This is a genomic window from Candidatus Methylacidiphilales bacterium (genome assembly GCA_030054035.1).
Classification (GTDB): Bacteria; Pseudomonadota; Gammaproteobacteria; order JASGCS01; family JASGCS01; genus JASGCS01.
Window position 1 is genome coordinate 1 of sequence record JASGCS010000006.1, and the last position, 17,851, is coordinate 17,851.

The 17,851-nt window shown below is 39.5% G+C and carries 6 protein-coding genes; all 6 read right to left on the reverse strand.

What is annotated here, in order from left to right:
- Positions 1 to 7,448 (reverse strand): filamentous hemagglutinin N-terminal domain-containing protein (locus QM538_05155; GenBank protein ID MDI9347872.1); only part of this gene is annotated, 7,448 nt, incomplete at its 3' end.
- Complete coding sequence (locus QM538_05160; protein MDI9347873.1) at positions 7,438 to 14,745, reverse strand: hypothetical protein; 7,308 nt, start codon at positions 14,743 to 14,745, stop codon at positions 7,438 to 7,440. The genes QM538_05160 and QM538_05155, both read right to left, overlap by 11 nt.
- Positions 14,746 to 14,795: 50 nt before the next feature.
- On the reverse strand, positions 14,796 to 15,473 hold the full coding sequence (locus tag QM538_05165) for a hypothetical protein (GenBank protein MDI9347874.1): 678 nt from the start codon (positions 15,471 to 15,473) through the stop codon (positions 14,796 to 14,798).
- The gene (locus tag QM538_05170; protein MDI9347875.1) at positions 15,473 to 16,687 is read right to left on the reverse strand and encodes a prepilin-type N-terminal cleavage/methylation domain-containing protein; all 1,215 of its coding nucleotides are present in this window, start codon (positions 16,685 to 16,687) and stop codon (positions 15,473 to 15,475) included. Before QM538_05170 ends, QM538_05165 begins: the two co-directional genes overlap by 1 nt.
- Positions 16,687 to 17,151 carry a prepilin-type N-terminal cleavage/methylation domain-containing protein gene (locus tag QM538_05175; GenBank protein ID MDI9347876.1) on the reverse strand — a complete coding sequence of 155 codons (465 nt, stop codon included), beginning with the start codon at positions 17,149 to 17,151 and terminating at the stop codon, positions 16,687 to 16,689. The genes QM538_05170 and QM538_05175 overlap by 1 nt, the downstream gene beginning before the upstream one ends.
- Positions 17,144 to 17,830, reverse strand: coding sequence for a prepilin-type N-terminal cleavage/methylation domain-containing protein (locus QM538_05180; protein ID MDI9347877.1), 687 nt, complete (start codon positions 17,828 to 17,830; stop codon positions 17,144 to 17,146). Before QM538_05180 ends, QM538_05175 begins: the two co-directional genes overlap by 8 nt.
- Between the last annotated feature and the right edge of the window lie 21 nt (positions 17,831 to 17,851).

Consider the following 17,851-nt stretch of genomic DNA (forward strand, 5'->3'; position numbering starts at 1 on the left):
GTTGCGGAGGCGGAAATTAAAATTATATTGGTGGCAGCAGTTGCGCTGGTAATTGCACCAAGGGTAAGTGATGAAGAAGTTGATGAGAGGTAGATATTTCCTGCAGCTGCAGATGCACTAAGGTCTCCTGTAATTGCGTTTTGAGTAATCAAAATGGGGTTCGTTGAGGAACCGATATCTCCATTGGTGGAGGTGAGGGAGATAGTTCCAGATGCTCCTGATGTTAGGATGCCCGTTGTAGTGGTGAGGTTTGTATCAGCGGTAAGGGAGATTGTGGTAGCGGTAATATTGAAGCTAGAGAGATCTATGGTTGCAGAGGTAGCTGATGCGGTAAGTTTAATAGTTGCATTTGGATATATCAGTGAGCTTGGAAGACTAATATTTCCTGCGGTATACTCATAATCAAAAGTAGCACTTGGACTAAAGGCAATAGTAGAGGAAGGAATGGTAAGCACAGTTAGAATATCTGGTATTGGTGTTTTGATGTATATTGAGCCTGCAGGTGCAGAGAGGGTGAGGTTAGAGGTAGTCCAATTACTTGAAGTAGTATTTAAAATCAGCGACGCGAGAGAAGTTCCTATTGAGCCATTAGTTGCCACCAATTGTAACCTTCCATTAGCATCGGTACTTAGGGTACCAGAGCCAGAAATATTTAGAGGCGCTGATAATAAAATTGAGTCCGATGAAATTGAAAAGCTACCTACATTGATAGAACTCCCCGACTGTAATGCAGAGATTTGCAAGGTTAGAGGTCGTTGTGAAGTAGGTTTTATAAAAGAACTTGTGAAAACCACATTACCAGTAGTTTGTTCAAGAAAAGCGAAATTAGTATTTAATGATCCTAACAGGTAGCTACTGACATTCACGGTATTGCTACTTCTTAAATACACTGATCCAAAAGGCGCGTACAATACTATACTGTTCGCACTAATTGGAAGAGCGGGAGAAATGATATACCCTAGGCTGGTACCTGATTGTCCAATATCACCATAGTACGCTCGCAAAGTAACTCGCGAAGCAGAAAATGTTCCCGAACCAATAATACCTGTAGCTGAAATGAGTTGAAGTGCTGTAGAACTTGATGTGGTGATAGAAAAAGAATTGGTATTTATTGCAGAATTTTGAGCGAGCGTGCGTAAGGTTAGCGTGCCAATAGAGTTGGCGAACAAAATATTTGAAGTCAAATTAATTCCACCATGTAACTGGGACAAGGAAAGCTCATTAGCAGAAGCCACCGAAAGGCAAGAAACACCAGAACAACTTCGTTGAGAAGCGCTGATGAGATACTGAACATTGGAGACATGGGCAAGATACAAATTACCACCACTGGAAGCCGCGGTTAGATTGGCTAACTGCCCATCAAAAATTAGTGGATGTAATTCTGTACCAATATCACCTGTTGCATTAATAGTTAGATTAGTAACAGTAACGATATCCGATTTTGGAAATAGATAATATGCATTAATGGTTGGAGCAGTTAAGGTGAGCGTGTTTGCACCGAGATAAGTAAATGAGGAAGCAAAGCTAATGTCCTTCGTCGCGATCAAACTAACATTTGCACTTAGCATAGAAGTTAACGAAGCGGTTGAAATAATTGTGGTGTTAGAGGCTAGCGTACCGTAATTGGCGATTAAATACAAGAAAGCATTGCCATTGGCATTGTTCTGACCTGGTGCCCCGACTAAAATATAACTATTACTTAAAGCAATATCATAGCCAAAATAAGAATTAATGGCTAATGTATTTGCAGGATTTGAAGCGCCGCCAGATCTTACATTATTAAATGTAGTGGTTGCTATTTCATACAGGTACGCAGTCCCTTCTTCATTAGCATGAAAATAAGGAGAGCTCACCGCTACAAAGGAATCATTTATTGATACCGACCACCCAAACTTATCGCCAGCTACAGCAGGATACGCAGCAAGTGAAGAGAGCCTGCACCATGGCGTAGTTAATGTTCCTGCAGTAGTAACACAGGAACTATCAAAATAATTTGTCCCATTGATGCGGTATAAAAACGCATTCCCTCCGACTGATGCATTTGGTGAGCCAACCAATAGCACATTATTATTTAGCGCAACCGAATAACCGAACCAATGCCCTGAAGCTAAAGATAAAGTTGAAAATCCTGTTGCGGTCGACAATTTGCACCAAGCTGAAGTAGCAGTAGCAATGCCACAAGTTGCATTGAAGGTTGGCTCCCCTGAAATGCGATACAGGAACGCATCACCTCGTAGTGATGATGCCCCTGGTGCTCCAATAAGCGCATACTGTGCATTTAATGCTACTGAAAATCCAAAGTTGCTGCCTTGTGTTATCGCTTGACTTGCAAAATCACCTGAGTTTGATAGTTTACACCACGGTGTGGTAGGACCTGCTACTCCACAGGTAGCATTAAAAGAATCAAGACCAGACACATTATAAAGATAAACATCGCCTGTTTTTATCTGAGTAGGACTTATGCCAGTAATTGCACCAGGCGCGCCAACAATAGCCATGAGTCTTGTAGCGTCTGAGTAAAGCGCAACTGAAGTACCAAATAAACTGCCTTCTGCTAAAACACCAACGGTGCTCATAGTAGCATCCTCAAGGTTACACCACTGACTTGATATACTTGCAGCATTAACTTGACAATTAGTTGAGAAGGTTAGACTATTGATTTCAGGTTGGCTGTACAGGTATGCGCTTCCTCTGCCATTAGATTTGCCAGGTGCGCCAATTAAAAATACAGATGAATTTTTACCCCCAATCAAATGATTTGAATTAGCAACAGCCACCGAAGCCCCAAAATTAGATCCAACTGGTAACGCCAAAATTGGTTGCCGAATTGTAGTAGCTAGATCTAGCCAAGTTAAATCTTTTATGGAAAGTATAAAAGCATCACCACGACCAGAAAATAATCCTGGTGCGCCAATAATAACCGTTGTGTCAGTTAACGCAAGAGAGACTCCAAATACTGAAGCTCCACTCAAAGAGGAGGAAGGTGAGGCTCCACTTAATAAATTAGAACTAGTTAAAAAACGAGCAAGTGAGCATGTTGACACACTTGGAGTAGCTCCTCCAACTGGTAGAGCACATTCAGTAGTAAAGCGATTTACCTGATCGTTGTAGAAGATGTATGCCTCACCCAAATTGTAAGACACCCCTGGTGCCCCCACTAATGAGTAGTAACTATTTAATGATACTGAAGTGCCAAAGGCATAGTTTGCATAACTACCGAAAGGTTGTGATTGGCTTGAGCTGAGTTGAAACATACACCAAGAATTAGAAGTAGTAGTAGACACGCAACCCAGTTTATGGGTAGTAGTATTTGTAGAATTTATATTATAGAGATACGCACGACCTTGGCCAGCACTATCTTTTGGTGCGCCAATTAACACAAAATCAATATTTTGTGTGACGCTCAAAACCGTGATGGGAATAGTTTGAATTGAAACTGAAGCGCCGAATGACGAACCTGCTACCAGAGGTAGGCTACTATAATATGAGTGCGTTGATAATTTACAAAATGGAGTGTTTAAAGTTCCAGAAATTGCACAATTACTGGAAAACACATTGGCGTTATCGGTTTTATAAATTATCACTTCACCCTTCATAGTACTAGTACCTGGGGCTCCAATAGCGACTAATCTACTATCGCTGGTTATAGACACAGACGAACCTAATTTGCTTCCGGTTGGTAAAGCAAGGGCAGAATAACCATTAGCATTAGAAATCGTACACCACAATGAGTTAGGTGTTGAAGTGCCACAGCTTGCATTAAAAGAATTGGTATTACCATTAATTCTATAGATATAGCCATTACCAATTCCAGAGTTAGCATTTGAGGCACCAATAACTGCATAGGTTGAATTTATAACAACTGATTCACCAAATCTCGCACCACTCGTTAAGGTTGTAATTGGATTAGGATTAGTAGTAGTAGTTGATAAATCACACCAAAAGGTGTTGAAGGTTGGCCCAGCACCGGTATGACAATTGCTGTCGTAGTTAGTTGCTGGATTAAGAGATAGTAAAAAAGCATTTCCAGTAGCGGTGTTAGTTGCACCAGTTGTAGCCTTAGGTGCACCAATTATAATATGGTCATTACTAGATATAGAAACAGAGTAACCAAAATTTGCATTGGCTGCTAATAATAAAATTGGATTTTGCGGTACTTGATTTCCTCCTGTAGTGTCTGTGTCATAATTAGATAAGTTACACCAAAGCCAAGGTTGCATAGTAGTTGAAGTTGGAGTAGGGCAAGTGTTGCCAGGATTAGGGACATTATTATTATGGTCAAGCCTAAAGATATATGCTCCACCTTGTCCAGCATTTTCACCTGGCGCGCCTATCACTGCATAGGTGCTATTGATAGCCACTGAAGTACCAAACTTGCTACCTCCAGTACAAAGACTCCCTGGTGTTGATGAAGTTGTGCAGCTTCTTAAATTATTACTTACCTGCTGATTACTAAGTAATGCGGCGGAAAGATCCTCCCACCAAAAATCTAAGTGTGAGTTTACTTTAAATTTAAGCAGATACGCACTACCCCGATCATTTACGGAACCTGGCGCACCAAGTAACACATAAGAATTAGCTGGTGTCGCAGTATCAATGTAGGTTGCTACAGAAGTGCCCAATGCGCTTCCACTACTAAATGTATCAGAAGCATTATAATTAGTATTATAAATGTCAGTGAATGATCTGTCTCTTAAGGCATACAGATACACATTGCCTCTGTTAACTAAATATTTCCAGGCCCCAGCTGCTATAAAATTAACATTGAGCGTAACTGCGTTTCCTAATTGATACTCTGTACCAATCGGAAATGCCGTAAATGGATTTTGAATACCTGCTTGAGTGATATTTTCATCAATATCTATTAATGAAGTCCATGGATTAGCACATGGGGTTGAATTAAGGACACAGAGCGCAACAGTGTACACATTGCCCGTATAAAATTTAATATCTCCAGTGCTTGGTGTAATATAATAATTTGTTGCGCCAACAACTAGAAATGAATTATTGGACGCAAGTGAGCTTCCTAGGTTAATTTCATCTCTACTGGTATCTGCAAGTCGCACAAAAGGTGAACTTGGTAATAATGAAAAATCACAAAATGGTGATGCTGCTCTGATCAATCCCGTTGTGCCACAGTTAGTAGATGATGATTGGAAATATTTAGTTCCATCAATACGGTACGCGTAAATTTTTCCAATAGCATATTCGCCAGCATAATTAGCGCTTAGGAAAATAAATGAATCATTAATTGTAAGCGCATTGCCAAAATAGCAATACAGATTATCCTTGCACGCAACTAATGTGAATGGGTTTTGGACTCCAACAGTAGCAGTATCCACATCAATGGTTGATAATGCACAGTAGGGAGAAGTAAGCGTTCCAACGGTCTCACAAGCAGATGTAAAGGCATTGGTTCCATTGATTCTAAAGAGAAATACTTCACCATTTAAAATACAGCTATTGCCTGTGCAGGAAGAATCCAATGTATATTCTCGAGCTCCAACTGCTAAAAAATCTGAGTTTAATGCAACTGACCATCCAAATTGAGCATTAGCACGAGATACCGTAGTTGGATAGGTAGTGCCAATATTTGTCCAGACTTGTGAAGTGATATTGTATAAATATACATTCCCATGTTTTTTTGTAGCAAGTCCTGCTGGAGCTACACCTATCGCACCAATCGCAATATTGTTATTTCGCACGGCAACCGCTGAGCCAAAGCCACTATTGGCTGCAAGTGAGGGTACAGGGGATGCAGGAATACTAGAAAGATCACACCAAGCGCTAATAAGAAGACCAGTCGTAGCACAAGTAGCTGTAAAACCATTTCCGCCATCTAATTTATAAATAAATGCTTTTCCGGTTACCAATTTAACTCCAGCATTATTTGTAATTGCCCCTGGCGCTCCAATGACAAGATAGTCACCATAAAGAGAAATTGAGCTACCAAAACTAGGATTTAAGCCTACCACTGTGTTATCAATTAGTAAGGAAACAGGGCTATTTGTAGTGTTATATAAGTCAGTCCAAGAACTAGTATTTAGATTAAGAATATACACATTGCCAGTTTTATCACCATTGCTATTTGTAAAATTTGAAGCTCCAATAGCTAAATATAGATCGCTTAAGGCTACCGATGAGCCAAAGTTAGAGTCATTGACTAAATCTCGCGTTGGATTAAATGTTGAGACAAATCTAGAAATAATTGTTTGAAAAAAATCTACTGAAGTAGGAAGATCTGAAATCAAAATATAATCTGGATCTATCACAATAGTACCTGCACTAGCAAATTGCGAGAATGCTTGTACTATTCCATTGCCTAATTTTAATTGGGTATGGGCTGATATTTCTATAAAACCTCCATTACCATATTGTGCATTAGCCAACAAAGTACCATATTGCTCAACAAGATTGCCCTTAATAAAGAGATATCCTGCTGATGTAGTATTGGTCGCACTTACTGACAGCAACGAAGAGGTATCTATAGCAATGATAGCAGGGTATGTCTGTGGCGTACCAAGAACAATGGTGTGGGCAAACACTTGCGCGCCAAATAATGAAAGTGAGTTTTTTGCCTGTAGCATAACCGAGGTGGCGTTAATTGTTGACGACAAAATAATATCACTACTGACTGCTGACACGGATACTGTTTGAGCATTGAGGCGCGACTCGGTGTTAAGCGCTACTGCACCACCACGAATGGAAATGGTATCAGCGCGATAGTTGCCACTGAGTGAAATATATCCAGCATTTAATTCCGCAACGTTTGCTTGCACTTCCCCGCTACCTATCAATGAAGCCGAAGCAAACAAGTCTACTTCCCCTTCAACTGCACTAACACGCCCCTGCAACAAGATATCCTGGTACGCTCTTATTAACACCTTCCCATATGCTTGACCTGAATGAGTGACTGAGTTTTGATGGATGCTAACAGTTTCTGCTAGCAATTGTATTTTTTTTGCCTGGATAACACCTTGAAGCTCAATGGAATTAGTGGGGAGTCCGTTTTCAATGGAAATTAAATTTTGATCGGCGTTATATGCTATTTGCCGAGCAGTAACAGTAGCTGCAATAAAAGTATTTGCAGAAACTGAAGAGTGTGCACCAAAATAAAATCCGTTTGGATTAAGTAATACCACCCGTCCATTTGCTACCAGTGAGCCTAGTATCTGGCTTGGTTGTTGTCCCAGTATTGCATTAATTGCAATTGATGTAGTTGATGGCTGTCTAAATTCAACTACAGAGCCTTGGCCAATTGAAAATGATTCCCATTGTATGATTGTGGAATCAGTAAATTGAGTAATTATGGTTTGGTTACCACTCTGTTCAACTTGAGCCCCCCCATCACCTGAATGAAAAACTGGTTGCTCTGCAAATAAATCTGAAACCAAGAGCAAGGTACTCCAGAATAACAACAAACTCAATGTTTGTATATTATTCTTCATACCAATAGCTTTTTATTAATCCATTAGTAATACTTCGGTCATCTATAACTTTCTGTAATTTTTGATTATTAGGGGCAATTGCACCACCAGCTTGAGCAATTAACCTGGTTTGGTTTCCTAGTTGTGCGATAGATAAATTAGGGATAGTCCCACCTCTGTACAATTTTCTATCTGAAATATCTACAATTCCATCATTATTAAGATCATCAAGCGGAAGTGCAGTTAGCACATCAATATGATAAGTAAACCCTGATCCATTACTTACTGCACAAGTATTGCCCGAGCTGACAAAATTAGTCCCAGCTCTAGTAAATGAAGGAAAATTCCAAATGCCGTAGAGAACAAAACCACCACTCGTAGCTCTTTCACTATTAGCATTATCAAAATTGAAATACCATCCACCAGTTCCAGTACTAGGGTTATACACCATAGTTAATATTTGCGCACTGGTTAAGGTAGTATTAGAAAGATTGGTAAGATCTGAAACTGTTTTTACAGATGGATGATTATTATAGTAATTAGCTGCAGCGCTATTACTACTCATTCCGTTTAATGCAAAGTTTTCAATGATAGCAAATGCACCATCTTGTTTAAGATCGCTCGTAGTAAGCTTTTCTCTGTTTCCACTGGTAATTAATATCAGATCAAAACTCGCACGAAATGCTCCAAAATTATAATCTCTCACTTGGACAACTTCTGGGCGATTAAAGAAAAACCTTCTCGTAGTGTTGTTACCTAAGGTGCTCAAAGATGCAATTTTTTTTACGATGACTCTAGGAGAACTAGAGGCACCAAGATCTAGCACATCAACTCTCCAGACATTGCCAACGATATCAACAGCGTAAACTCGGTCTATACAATTAATAGCTGTAGCAGGACAATTTGAGGTAGTGTTTTTTGTCGCTACTACCGGCGCCACGATAGGGTAGAGCATGTCCGCATAATCCCCAACGACTGCCCCGCTTACATTTGTCCCAGAAATATTTGCACCATCGTTAGAAACTCTTAGTACGATGGGATTATCGGAAGATTCATAAATACTTGTTACTCTAGAGCCGCCATTTCTCAATTTTTCAGCAATTTCAGAAGCTTGCTCCTTACCAAAAGCATTAACAAAATAAATTGCATTTCCATAATTTACTGGTACAGCCGCTGGAGTAAGTGCGACATAATCAGTGCTGTCAAAAGTATCGTGAAAACCCCCTCCAAACACCACAACATCTCTGTAATTATTCGGAGTATTTAGAAAATTATAATTAGTTTTTTTATCACTATCACCAATTCCAACATATACACTCGTTGAAGAAGTTGATAACGAATCACGCACTAATACAGTTGATGGCTCAAACCAAATCTGACCAATACGATTATCTAAAACCCATGTAGCTGGTAATGCACTCTGGGTAGGGTAATTTGGATAGCAGTTAGTAAAATCGCTACCAGAATCCGTGTACGAAGCAGAACATTGCGGAAGTGCAGTAAGGGGTGAGCTTATGTTTGGGGGAGCAGGCGGGTTAATAATATTATTTGCGGTAATTCGATAGTTTAAACTTGGGATAACATGATTATTATGGCTGGAATTTTCACCGATGATTAATTTATCTTTATTACCAAAATTGAGATTATTAATTAGGTTTAGGCTTAATGAATATAATCCAACCCCACCTCTTCGAAGTCCAAAATATGTATTATACCCATCGAGGGATACTACTTCGCCATTGGATCGTTGAATTGAACGATCAGCTTGGGAGCAATTAGCACTTGAAGTGCTTGGATTATCTAAATCACCAGTAGCATACGAAGTTAAGCAACTAATTCTCTTGATAGAAATCTCTCCATCCATACCAACCGTACGATATTCAGTGCTATAGTCGTAGTTTAAAGTATTTGGATCGTTAGGATTAAACAATTTATAAACTTTTGGAAAAATATCAACTAATTGGTACGCCCATTCTTCTCTTCCTGTATCATCATTGATTAACCGAATCTGACCATCATTAGTGCCGATTAAAATTTTAACTACATCATTCGGGGACTCACCATTGAATGACAGAACTCGAGGGGTGACATGCACGGCAGAAGGAAAATTATAACGAACACTATTAGTCGTAAGCGGCAATGATCCGCCACCTTCATTTACTCCATAGAGCCACGAAAGAACGCTTGAAATACCACTGGTGCCATCTTGTGTGTAATACACAAGTGAATTTTCATTTAGCGATCTCAGTCTGCAATTTGGTAATGGGGAAGTTGGATTACTATATTGAACAAAAGATCTTAAATACCAACAGTTATATGATCCATAGTATTTAGATTGGTTGTTTTCACTTTGCGCGAATGAGGTTAACCATGGAATAGTGTCTTGATTAATTATATTAAACTGTCTTTGCCCATATCTTTTAATACTTACAGACGACTTAAGATTTGACCAATCAACTAAATTATCATGCGGAGCAACTGACGATGTTGGATAGTACGAAGCGGTATTTGGAAACGGGTAGGTAATATCTTGGTGTGGGAATATTGAAGAAAATAAAACTCTTCTCGCGTCTATAGTAATATCCACACCAGTTGCTATTGGAGAGCCAACACTTGGACGATAAAAATTAAAACTAGTGTTGGATGTTGTATTAAAATTCATCTGATTATACAACTGTTGCCTTGCCCCTCCCTTTAATACATCGGTGCTATCTGCTGACGACCAGTATGAATTTAACAACAGACCTGTTGAACCGTTGTCATCTACAAATATTTTCCCATCGCTCCCAACTATGTATCCTGCTTTACCACTACAAGCAGTGTCTGTATCAGAAGATAAACATAGTCTATATTTCTTAAGATTTCCTTCCCAATAATGTCTCTGAGATGGAATATATAAAGAAAAATAAATGAAACCGCTCGCCCGATCACTTCTAAACTGATCAATCGTTACAGCAGGTGATGCAAATGAAGTGCCAGAAGTTAATATTGATATTAATGAATCATTTAGCCATCCTGAAAGATCATATGAAGAAGCATTCAGTCTAACCGTGCCACTACTGATTCTACTTATACCATTGATAACTGCATTTGAAGCACCCCCTGAGGTTAAAAAACTTGGACGAGTAGCAGATGCATTAATAGCATTAGGCTCCCAAATACTAGTTTGGGTTAACCCTGCTACAGGGACGGAGCCGAGTAAGAATGAATTTACTATAAACGGTTTTATAGAGCCACCGCCAGTAGCCGTAACTGACTTGGTCTTATTGGCTAACCATGAAACCATTTCGTAAATGCAATTCGCAGTATGTTCATACGCTCGAGCATTGGATGATGCAATATGATTTGCAATTGCAGATGTCGTTCCTAAAACTGTCGCTAAAGACTGAAAAGTACCAGTTCCTGTTGTATCCCAAGTAGGCGGAATCGTGCCACTAAAATTTGCATTGCTACTCAGATCAACAGTTGTTGTATAGTAAACAGGATTTATACCAATTGGAGCAAATACTGAAATCGGTGAAATACAAGTGCCTGAGCTACTTACACCAGAGCTTGCTATGTAGTTTAAAAATGTATCGCTAGGATTTGTGGTTTGGGCTACACTAGGGTTTAAACAACTTTTGGCTTTTTCTACTTCAGATAAGGGCAAAGTTGCACTAGGTTGTGCGCCAGTATTTGATGCAAAATACCCACTATTGGTAGCAAGGTAAGGGTCACAAAATGCAAGCACATATGGATTGTTAGCACTCACACTACCACCAGAGATTGCTCTAATATTGGAAGTAACTTTTAAAGAGAGTTCTGGCCAATCATTAGCATTTCCTATCACTAAAATATAAAACTTATCACAGTCTGAAAAGGTAAATGTATCAAATGGTGAGCGATATCTAATTGGTGCCCCAGAATATCTTTGGATAGCTGTAGAAGAAAAACAAGAAGGATCAGAAATATTCCAAGCAGAACATGCTGAGGGCAATCCTGCAACCAACACTGGAGACTGTATAGCATTAGGATTAGAGATTGTGTCATTTGTTTGGATAACACCTTCTGTTACGCTGTCCGATTGATTGTTAATTCGCAAACGATTTGCATAGGTGGTGTCATTTGGGCTTGCGATATGAGCGCCCCTTCTAAGACCATAAAAGACTGAATCCCCTTTTATATATCGGATCAGTTCTTGAAATTGTGCCTGAAGCGACCATTTACCGAATGGTTTTACTTCCGAGCGAATAAAATTAGGAATATATTCCTTAACTGTTTGACAAGATTCAACTGCAGAAATTACGCAACGATAATAAATTGTTAACCTAGGCTGAGGCAATGTACCAAAAGTTGGCGAATCACCAGCCGCACCAAACCCAATCAACCTAGGAGGGCTAGACGAGCAATTAGGGTTACATTTGTAGCGATTGTAATCTGAATCATTTGTAATTCCTGTACTATTCTGCAAAGTAAAACTTAATGTACTCCCTGGTTGCCACCGTATCGTACTACCACCAGAAGTAGCCGTCATGCTAGTCAAGGCGGTAATTTGATTAGCAAGATTTGGTGAATCATACTGCACATAGGTAGCTGGAAGTGTTGCATTAAAGTCATTGGGGTTTGTAGATATGGGGGTGTTGCCTGGGAGTTTTGAATATTGATAGCTCCAAGTACCCAAACTCCAATTAGTTACAGTTCCCACCGAACCTGATGGTGACAAATGTTTAGCGCCACATATTTCTGCAATTTCTTTTGATGTTGGCGTGTATCCGACACCACTATTATTTTCAAATTTATACACCATGGCAGGAGAGCTGTCTCCTTCAATTGGGTAATTAAAAGAGCTTGCTTGCGTTAGTCCATTAGGGTATAGCCATTCACTATCAATTTTTGCATTTTTATTTTTTGGTGAGTTCAAATATATATCTAACGACGATACTTGAGTACTAGAATAATTCCTAGTAGTGGTGTACTCATAGTCATAGGGAGATGTATTGGCACTAGGATTAAATGACCCTGCAGGCACAGTAACTCCATTAACTTTAGTAATCTGACTTGCGCTTGTGTCTGTTGTGTATCTGCTTATAATAGGCGTGCTTAAAGTTAGAAAGGCTCGGGTAATGTTACTCGTGCTATCAAGAGGTACTTGATCAAAATTCAATACCATGGCGCCCCGCTTACCTACATACATGTCAAAAGAATAATTTCTAGTGTTGTTTTCTACTGAATCCGATGTTTGCGCTGAAGGTTGGGCCTCACAGGAGATATACCCTGGCTGATAAAAATTCCTATTCTTATATCTACTAGAAGGAACAGTAACTTTATTTACCCAATTTGGATTAACTTGTCCCCAACTCCATGATTTTGTCCCATTAGCATACAGCACAGTTTTTCTCTCTAGGCAACCATTATTAACTCCAGAAGCAGGATACAGCTGACTTAAAGAGACACTTAAAGATGCTTTAGAAGTTAACATTGGTCTCATATACATTATTGGTCTAAAGCTAGGACCAATGGAGGAAGTATTTGAAAATTGAAATCTATCAATGGGTTGTTGCGTGGAATTCACTGAATCAAAATTCGTACTACTATTTGGGTCGCCGCTTTTAAAACTTGGCAAACCAGCTGTATTAGCATTAGTTGAGGCACTGTAATAGTAATTACTTGAACTTAGCTCAGGTCGGACTCTAACAGTTATGCCTTTATCATACGCCCCACAATAAGATGATCTATTAATCAAACTTTGCAATAACTGACCTATTGGTAAAGAAATGACAGAGCTATTATGATTATATGTATAGTAGGCGTCGCAAACTCCACTCCCAAGATTAGTTGTTGCTGCTGGAATTCCAGTAGGTCTAGAAGCGCAGATCACTAAAGAAGCGCCATTAAAAGTTGATCTTGAATTTGGTTTTGAGGCGCTAAATGGCAACGAATCATCAATATACTCAATAGTAACTTGAAAATTATAATTATAGATAGGTAGTCTAGTTACAATTGGAGCTCTTCTTATAGCAGAACTAGACTGCACAGTAGTAAAAACACTCGGATAATTTGTGCCCCGTGATGATGGGGTAGAAGTAGATAGGTCTTGGCTACAATATATATTATCTACAGAGCCCGCGTAAATTTTCTGCAGAGCTGATAAGCTCCCAGAATTAACGACTGGGTTTGTAACATCGTCATTATCTTTTACAGTATTGATACCTAAACAACCAAGAGAAATTTCCAAATTTGAATTAGCAACCGTTGCCGCTCTATTTAATGGTAAATTAGTAAAGCGATAGAATAATTCAGGACTCGTGCCAGTTACTTGTTCACTCGTGCTACAAATAAAAGGGATCAGCCAATATCCAACTTGGCTCGTAGTAGGTATAAAACTACCAGGGTTGTTAGCAGTTATATAGGAATTATTTACGGTAGGAATAGTAGTATCTAAGTATCCTGGAACTTTTTTAACAAATACTATGGTATATGGCTGTAATAGGTAAGGAAAACTACCGTAAGTAAGAGGATTAGGCCCGCTATTAGAAAATACATCCCAATTAGCGCCTATAGTTGTATTATTTCTAAAATCAGTTTGTGCTGTTAATACTATATCACCCCTTCTTTGAATGGTAAGATTACTATTATACTGACCTACTCTAACTGTAACAGAACTAGGCAATCCAGTTGGTAAACCAGACGCAGCGGGCGGAAAAGTGATAGTTGAAGTAAGGGAAGATGTTCCTCGACCAGTATCAGCAAGATTAAATACATAGTAAGGCACTAAAGCAGAAGTGGGGTTTGGATAAGGCAAGAGATAAGCATCTTCGCCAGTTGGGGTAGTACTTGGACAAGAGTAATTAAAATTATTTGGGACAAATGAAGTTACTCCTTGAGCAGTATAGTAATGCGCAGAAATGGTAGAGATTTTATTTCCAGAAATCTTATTAGCAGTTATAGGATTGGTAGTGCTGTATTGTTCGGCTTCGTAGTTATTCAATTGTTGGTTAAAATTATTTGCGGTTGGATTCTTAAAAGCATTTTGTGCGGTTGGATTTGCTGCAGTCGCATTAAGGTTTAGATCAACGGCTGGGATAGCAACTTTGGCGCCATGTGAACTGGTTAAAAGCCCAACTTTACCATTGTATCTACTGAGCTGATCTAATATTGGTGTGAGCGCGTCAGCAATGGTTGCTCTATCTCCCTGTGTCATAAGCGCCCCAGTGTCTAGCATAATTAAAACCAATGGCCCAGTAAGCGAAGTAGCGCTTGGAGTAATGAAAAAGATATCTGTGTCTTCTGCGTTAGATAATGCACTAGCGAGAAGTGTTAGTGTTACACTTACACTCATGATTCCCAACAGGATAAGTCTAGTAATACTTCGCTGTAGCTTTGGAAAAATCATAATGTTACATTTACCCCCTGATTTATCGTTGACACCACTCCATTATTTAATCGGAGTTGAAACCTAACATTAACCCGGTAAGTACTTCCAACAACAATTCCAGCAAGTGGCCCAGAGCCTACTCCTGATCCGATTAATGTACTACTTGCATTAACTTTCTCTAAATAATAAATCTGTAAGTTGTAAGATCGAATATTGGTAAAATTTAAAGTAGTGTCTTGAATTATATTGTTAATATTATTTCCTAGTGTGTTTAGTTCAGTAACAATACTAGCAGCAGCGCCATTGTATATCGTTATTACAGGAGTAGTGCAAGCTCCAGCAGTAGTAGTACATGCTACTTGATAAAAAAAATTATTGGTAGGCGCAGTCAATGTTGCAATTTGATTAATGTCATTTAGCAATGACGGAAGTACGGTTTCTCTTGCCAGTACATTTGCAATGGTAAATGCGGCACCTACTTGAAGCGCGCTTCTTGTAGCAATGGATAAACTAGAATCAGTTAATAAGAAACTTCTCGTAGAATTTTGATACGAGATTGCGTTTAGGTATTCATTGGTGTTAAGTTGGTAGGTAGATAATATCAAAGCGGTAAGTATTATAAGAGTGAGTAACGCACCAGGAAGCGCAACCCCCTTCTGCGATTTACTATTTTTATAATTAATGGGTAGCATTATAGTTGTCTTCTCTGCATGGTAAATTCAAATCGTCTGAGTAGATCTACGGTAGGTGTCGTTATCAATGCATTATCGATTGTGATAGTGCCAAAGTTAGCTCCTAAGTTTGGATTGTGAATACTTGGATTTACTCCGACTCTAAAAAATCTTTCGCCTCTTAAAATAAATAATACCCGTACCGCCTGTACTTGCTGGCTTGATGGAATTGCCACTGAAGAAGATTGAAAAGTATCAATTGCACCACTTGCCCCTACTCCCACCAGCAATCTAAAAACTTCAACATTTTGTACAATCACTTGTGGGGGGAGAGCGGGATTACCGGTATATACTGCCAAACCATTAGCAATTGCTGGTGTTCCGCCACAAGTAATTGTCGCATCGTAGCTACAAATATAATAGAGGCGATAGCTTGAAGTATGTATTCTACTGCCTGCAGAAAAAGGCACCGATGACGCTACTCTATTAATTGAGGGTATTTGAAAACAAGTTGATTTAACTACTTCGCCAGTAGCAATAGTTACTGGGGTTGGGTTACACACGCCAGAAGTAAAAGCAGTAACTGTTCCAGCGCCTACCGAAAAAGGCTCTGCATCTGTTGAATTAATTAAAACCCCCAGACTATTTTGATTGAGAAGTCTTTGGCTATCTGCCCCTCCTCCAAGTTGTAACACACTAGCAATGACTGGAGTAGCTGGAATGGCATGACCCTGTGCAATGACACCATTCACCACAACAGAATCAGTTGTGTTAGAAGTAATTGCGCCAAATGGAATAGGGCCGCTAAATCCTGATGTTATGTTAGTAGCTAAGGCTAAATAGCCAGTTGAAATTCCTCTGGTAATGAGAATATCTTCAGACGCAACCAACCCTGCCAATGTTCGGTTAGTGGTTGGAGGAGAAGAGCCTGGAAACACTGAGATAGGTGCTGCGCTTGCTAAAAATTGATCTGTTGAAACCACGGTAGCGCCATTTATTGATACACCTGCAAATCCAGGAAAAGATGTGATGTATCTAAAACCTGATAATCGGATATCTCTACCTAATGTATCAAAAATATACCTTGTGTCATTGCTCATTGAAACAACAACTCTGCTCGCAACACTGGTTTGCTGATTAGAATTCATGAGCTCAGCTATACCCAATAGCAAAATCGCACTCATCCCCACTGCCACCATCGTTTCGATTAAGGTAAACCCGGCTTGTTTTTTCATTATATACTCACCGTTGCAACAAACTCTCTTGTGCGACCAAATGTTTTATCTTGCCAAGTTAATCTAATCGTAGCAGTAGCACCAACAGCCGTAACCGTTAGGGTTGAATCCTTGAGCAGCGTGGCAGACCTTAAACGGACGCACTCCCCAAAATTATTAATGTTGGTAAGAGGCTGTGTGAGATCGCAAGATGACCCAGAAGTTCCAGTCAAGATGGATGGATAATTATATGTACTGACAATATTGCCTGTGGTGTTACTGCGTTCTAAATAATTAATGGTATCAACAACTTCAAAGACAATTTGTGATGCAACCAACTGATCTCTGGCATTGCCAGTTTGTGCAAATGAAACTCCTTGTAACTGCACCAATGCTAAGGTAACCGTAGATATAATCAATAATGCAACCAGCACTTCTACGATAGTGAACCCTTTAGATAGTTTTACACAAACTTTATTACGCACAAATGCCTCCGAGTAATTCAACGGTAGCAGCAGTTGCACTTCTTGTCGTAACAACTCCTCTGGCATTTACGAACACTTCCCTGGCTTCGTTTTCTTGAGCGTCAGAACAAATAAAAATACTAAAGGGAACTCCGTTGGCAAGCTCGCCTCTATTATTAAAAGTAACCACTCCGCATGGAAGTAAAGGATATTCCACTAATGGGGTAAGTGTTGCTGCAACTCCACAACCTGCAATTCCTGATACAATTGCTCTAACATTGGCAAACTCAACTTCGGGGGTAACATCATCAACTCCTGACTGTACGGTAATGGCGTCTGATGAGCCCACAGCTACATTTGGTAAGCCTGAATTAATGCTACGAGCGATGGCGCCATTTGCATCAATCTCATTTACAATGGTGTCAAACCAGATATGCTCAGCAACTACTGTGGCTGGTGGTGGGGTAGTAAGGTTAGCAAGTATCGCTCTAACTTCTACGGATATTGGAACTTTATTTATAGCGGCTTTATTGCTAGCCTGTCTAAACACGCCTGCAATTCTAGAAGTGAGATTAGTAAGTTGGTTAGAAGTTTGAAATGAGGCAAATCCAATGTTTGCCATGGTGGCCAACACTCCTACTATGGCAACAGTTACCATTAACTCAATTAAAGAAAAACCATTCTGCTGATACGACATCATGTGATTATTCTAATCTGGCAG

Coding starts and splice junctions, on each gene's coding strand:
- QM538_05160 (MDI9347873.1), bottom strand. CDS start 14,745: ATGAGTGTAAGTGTAACACTAACACTTCTCGCTAGTGCATTATCTAAC.
- QM538_05180 (MDI9347877.1), bottom strand. CDS start 17,830: ATGATGTCGTATCAGCAGAATGGTTTTTCTTTAATTGAGTTAATGGTA.
- QM538_05165 (MDI9347874.1), bottom strand. CDS start 15,473: ATGCTACCCATTAATTATAAAAATAGTAAATCGCAGAAGGGGGTTGCG.
- QM538_05170 (MDI9347875.1), bottom strand. CDS start 16,687: ATGAAAAAACAAGCCGGGTTTACCTTAATCGAAACGATGGTGGCAGTG.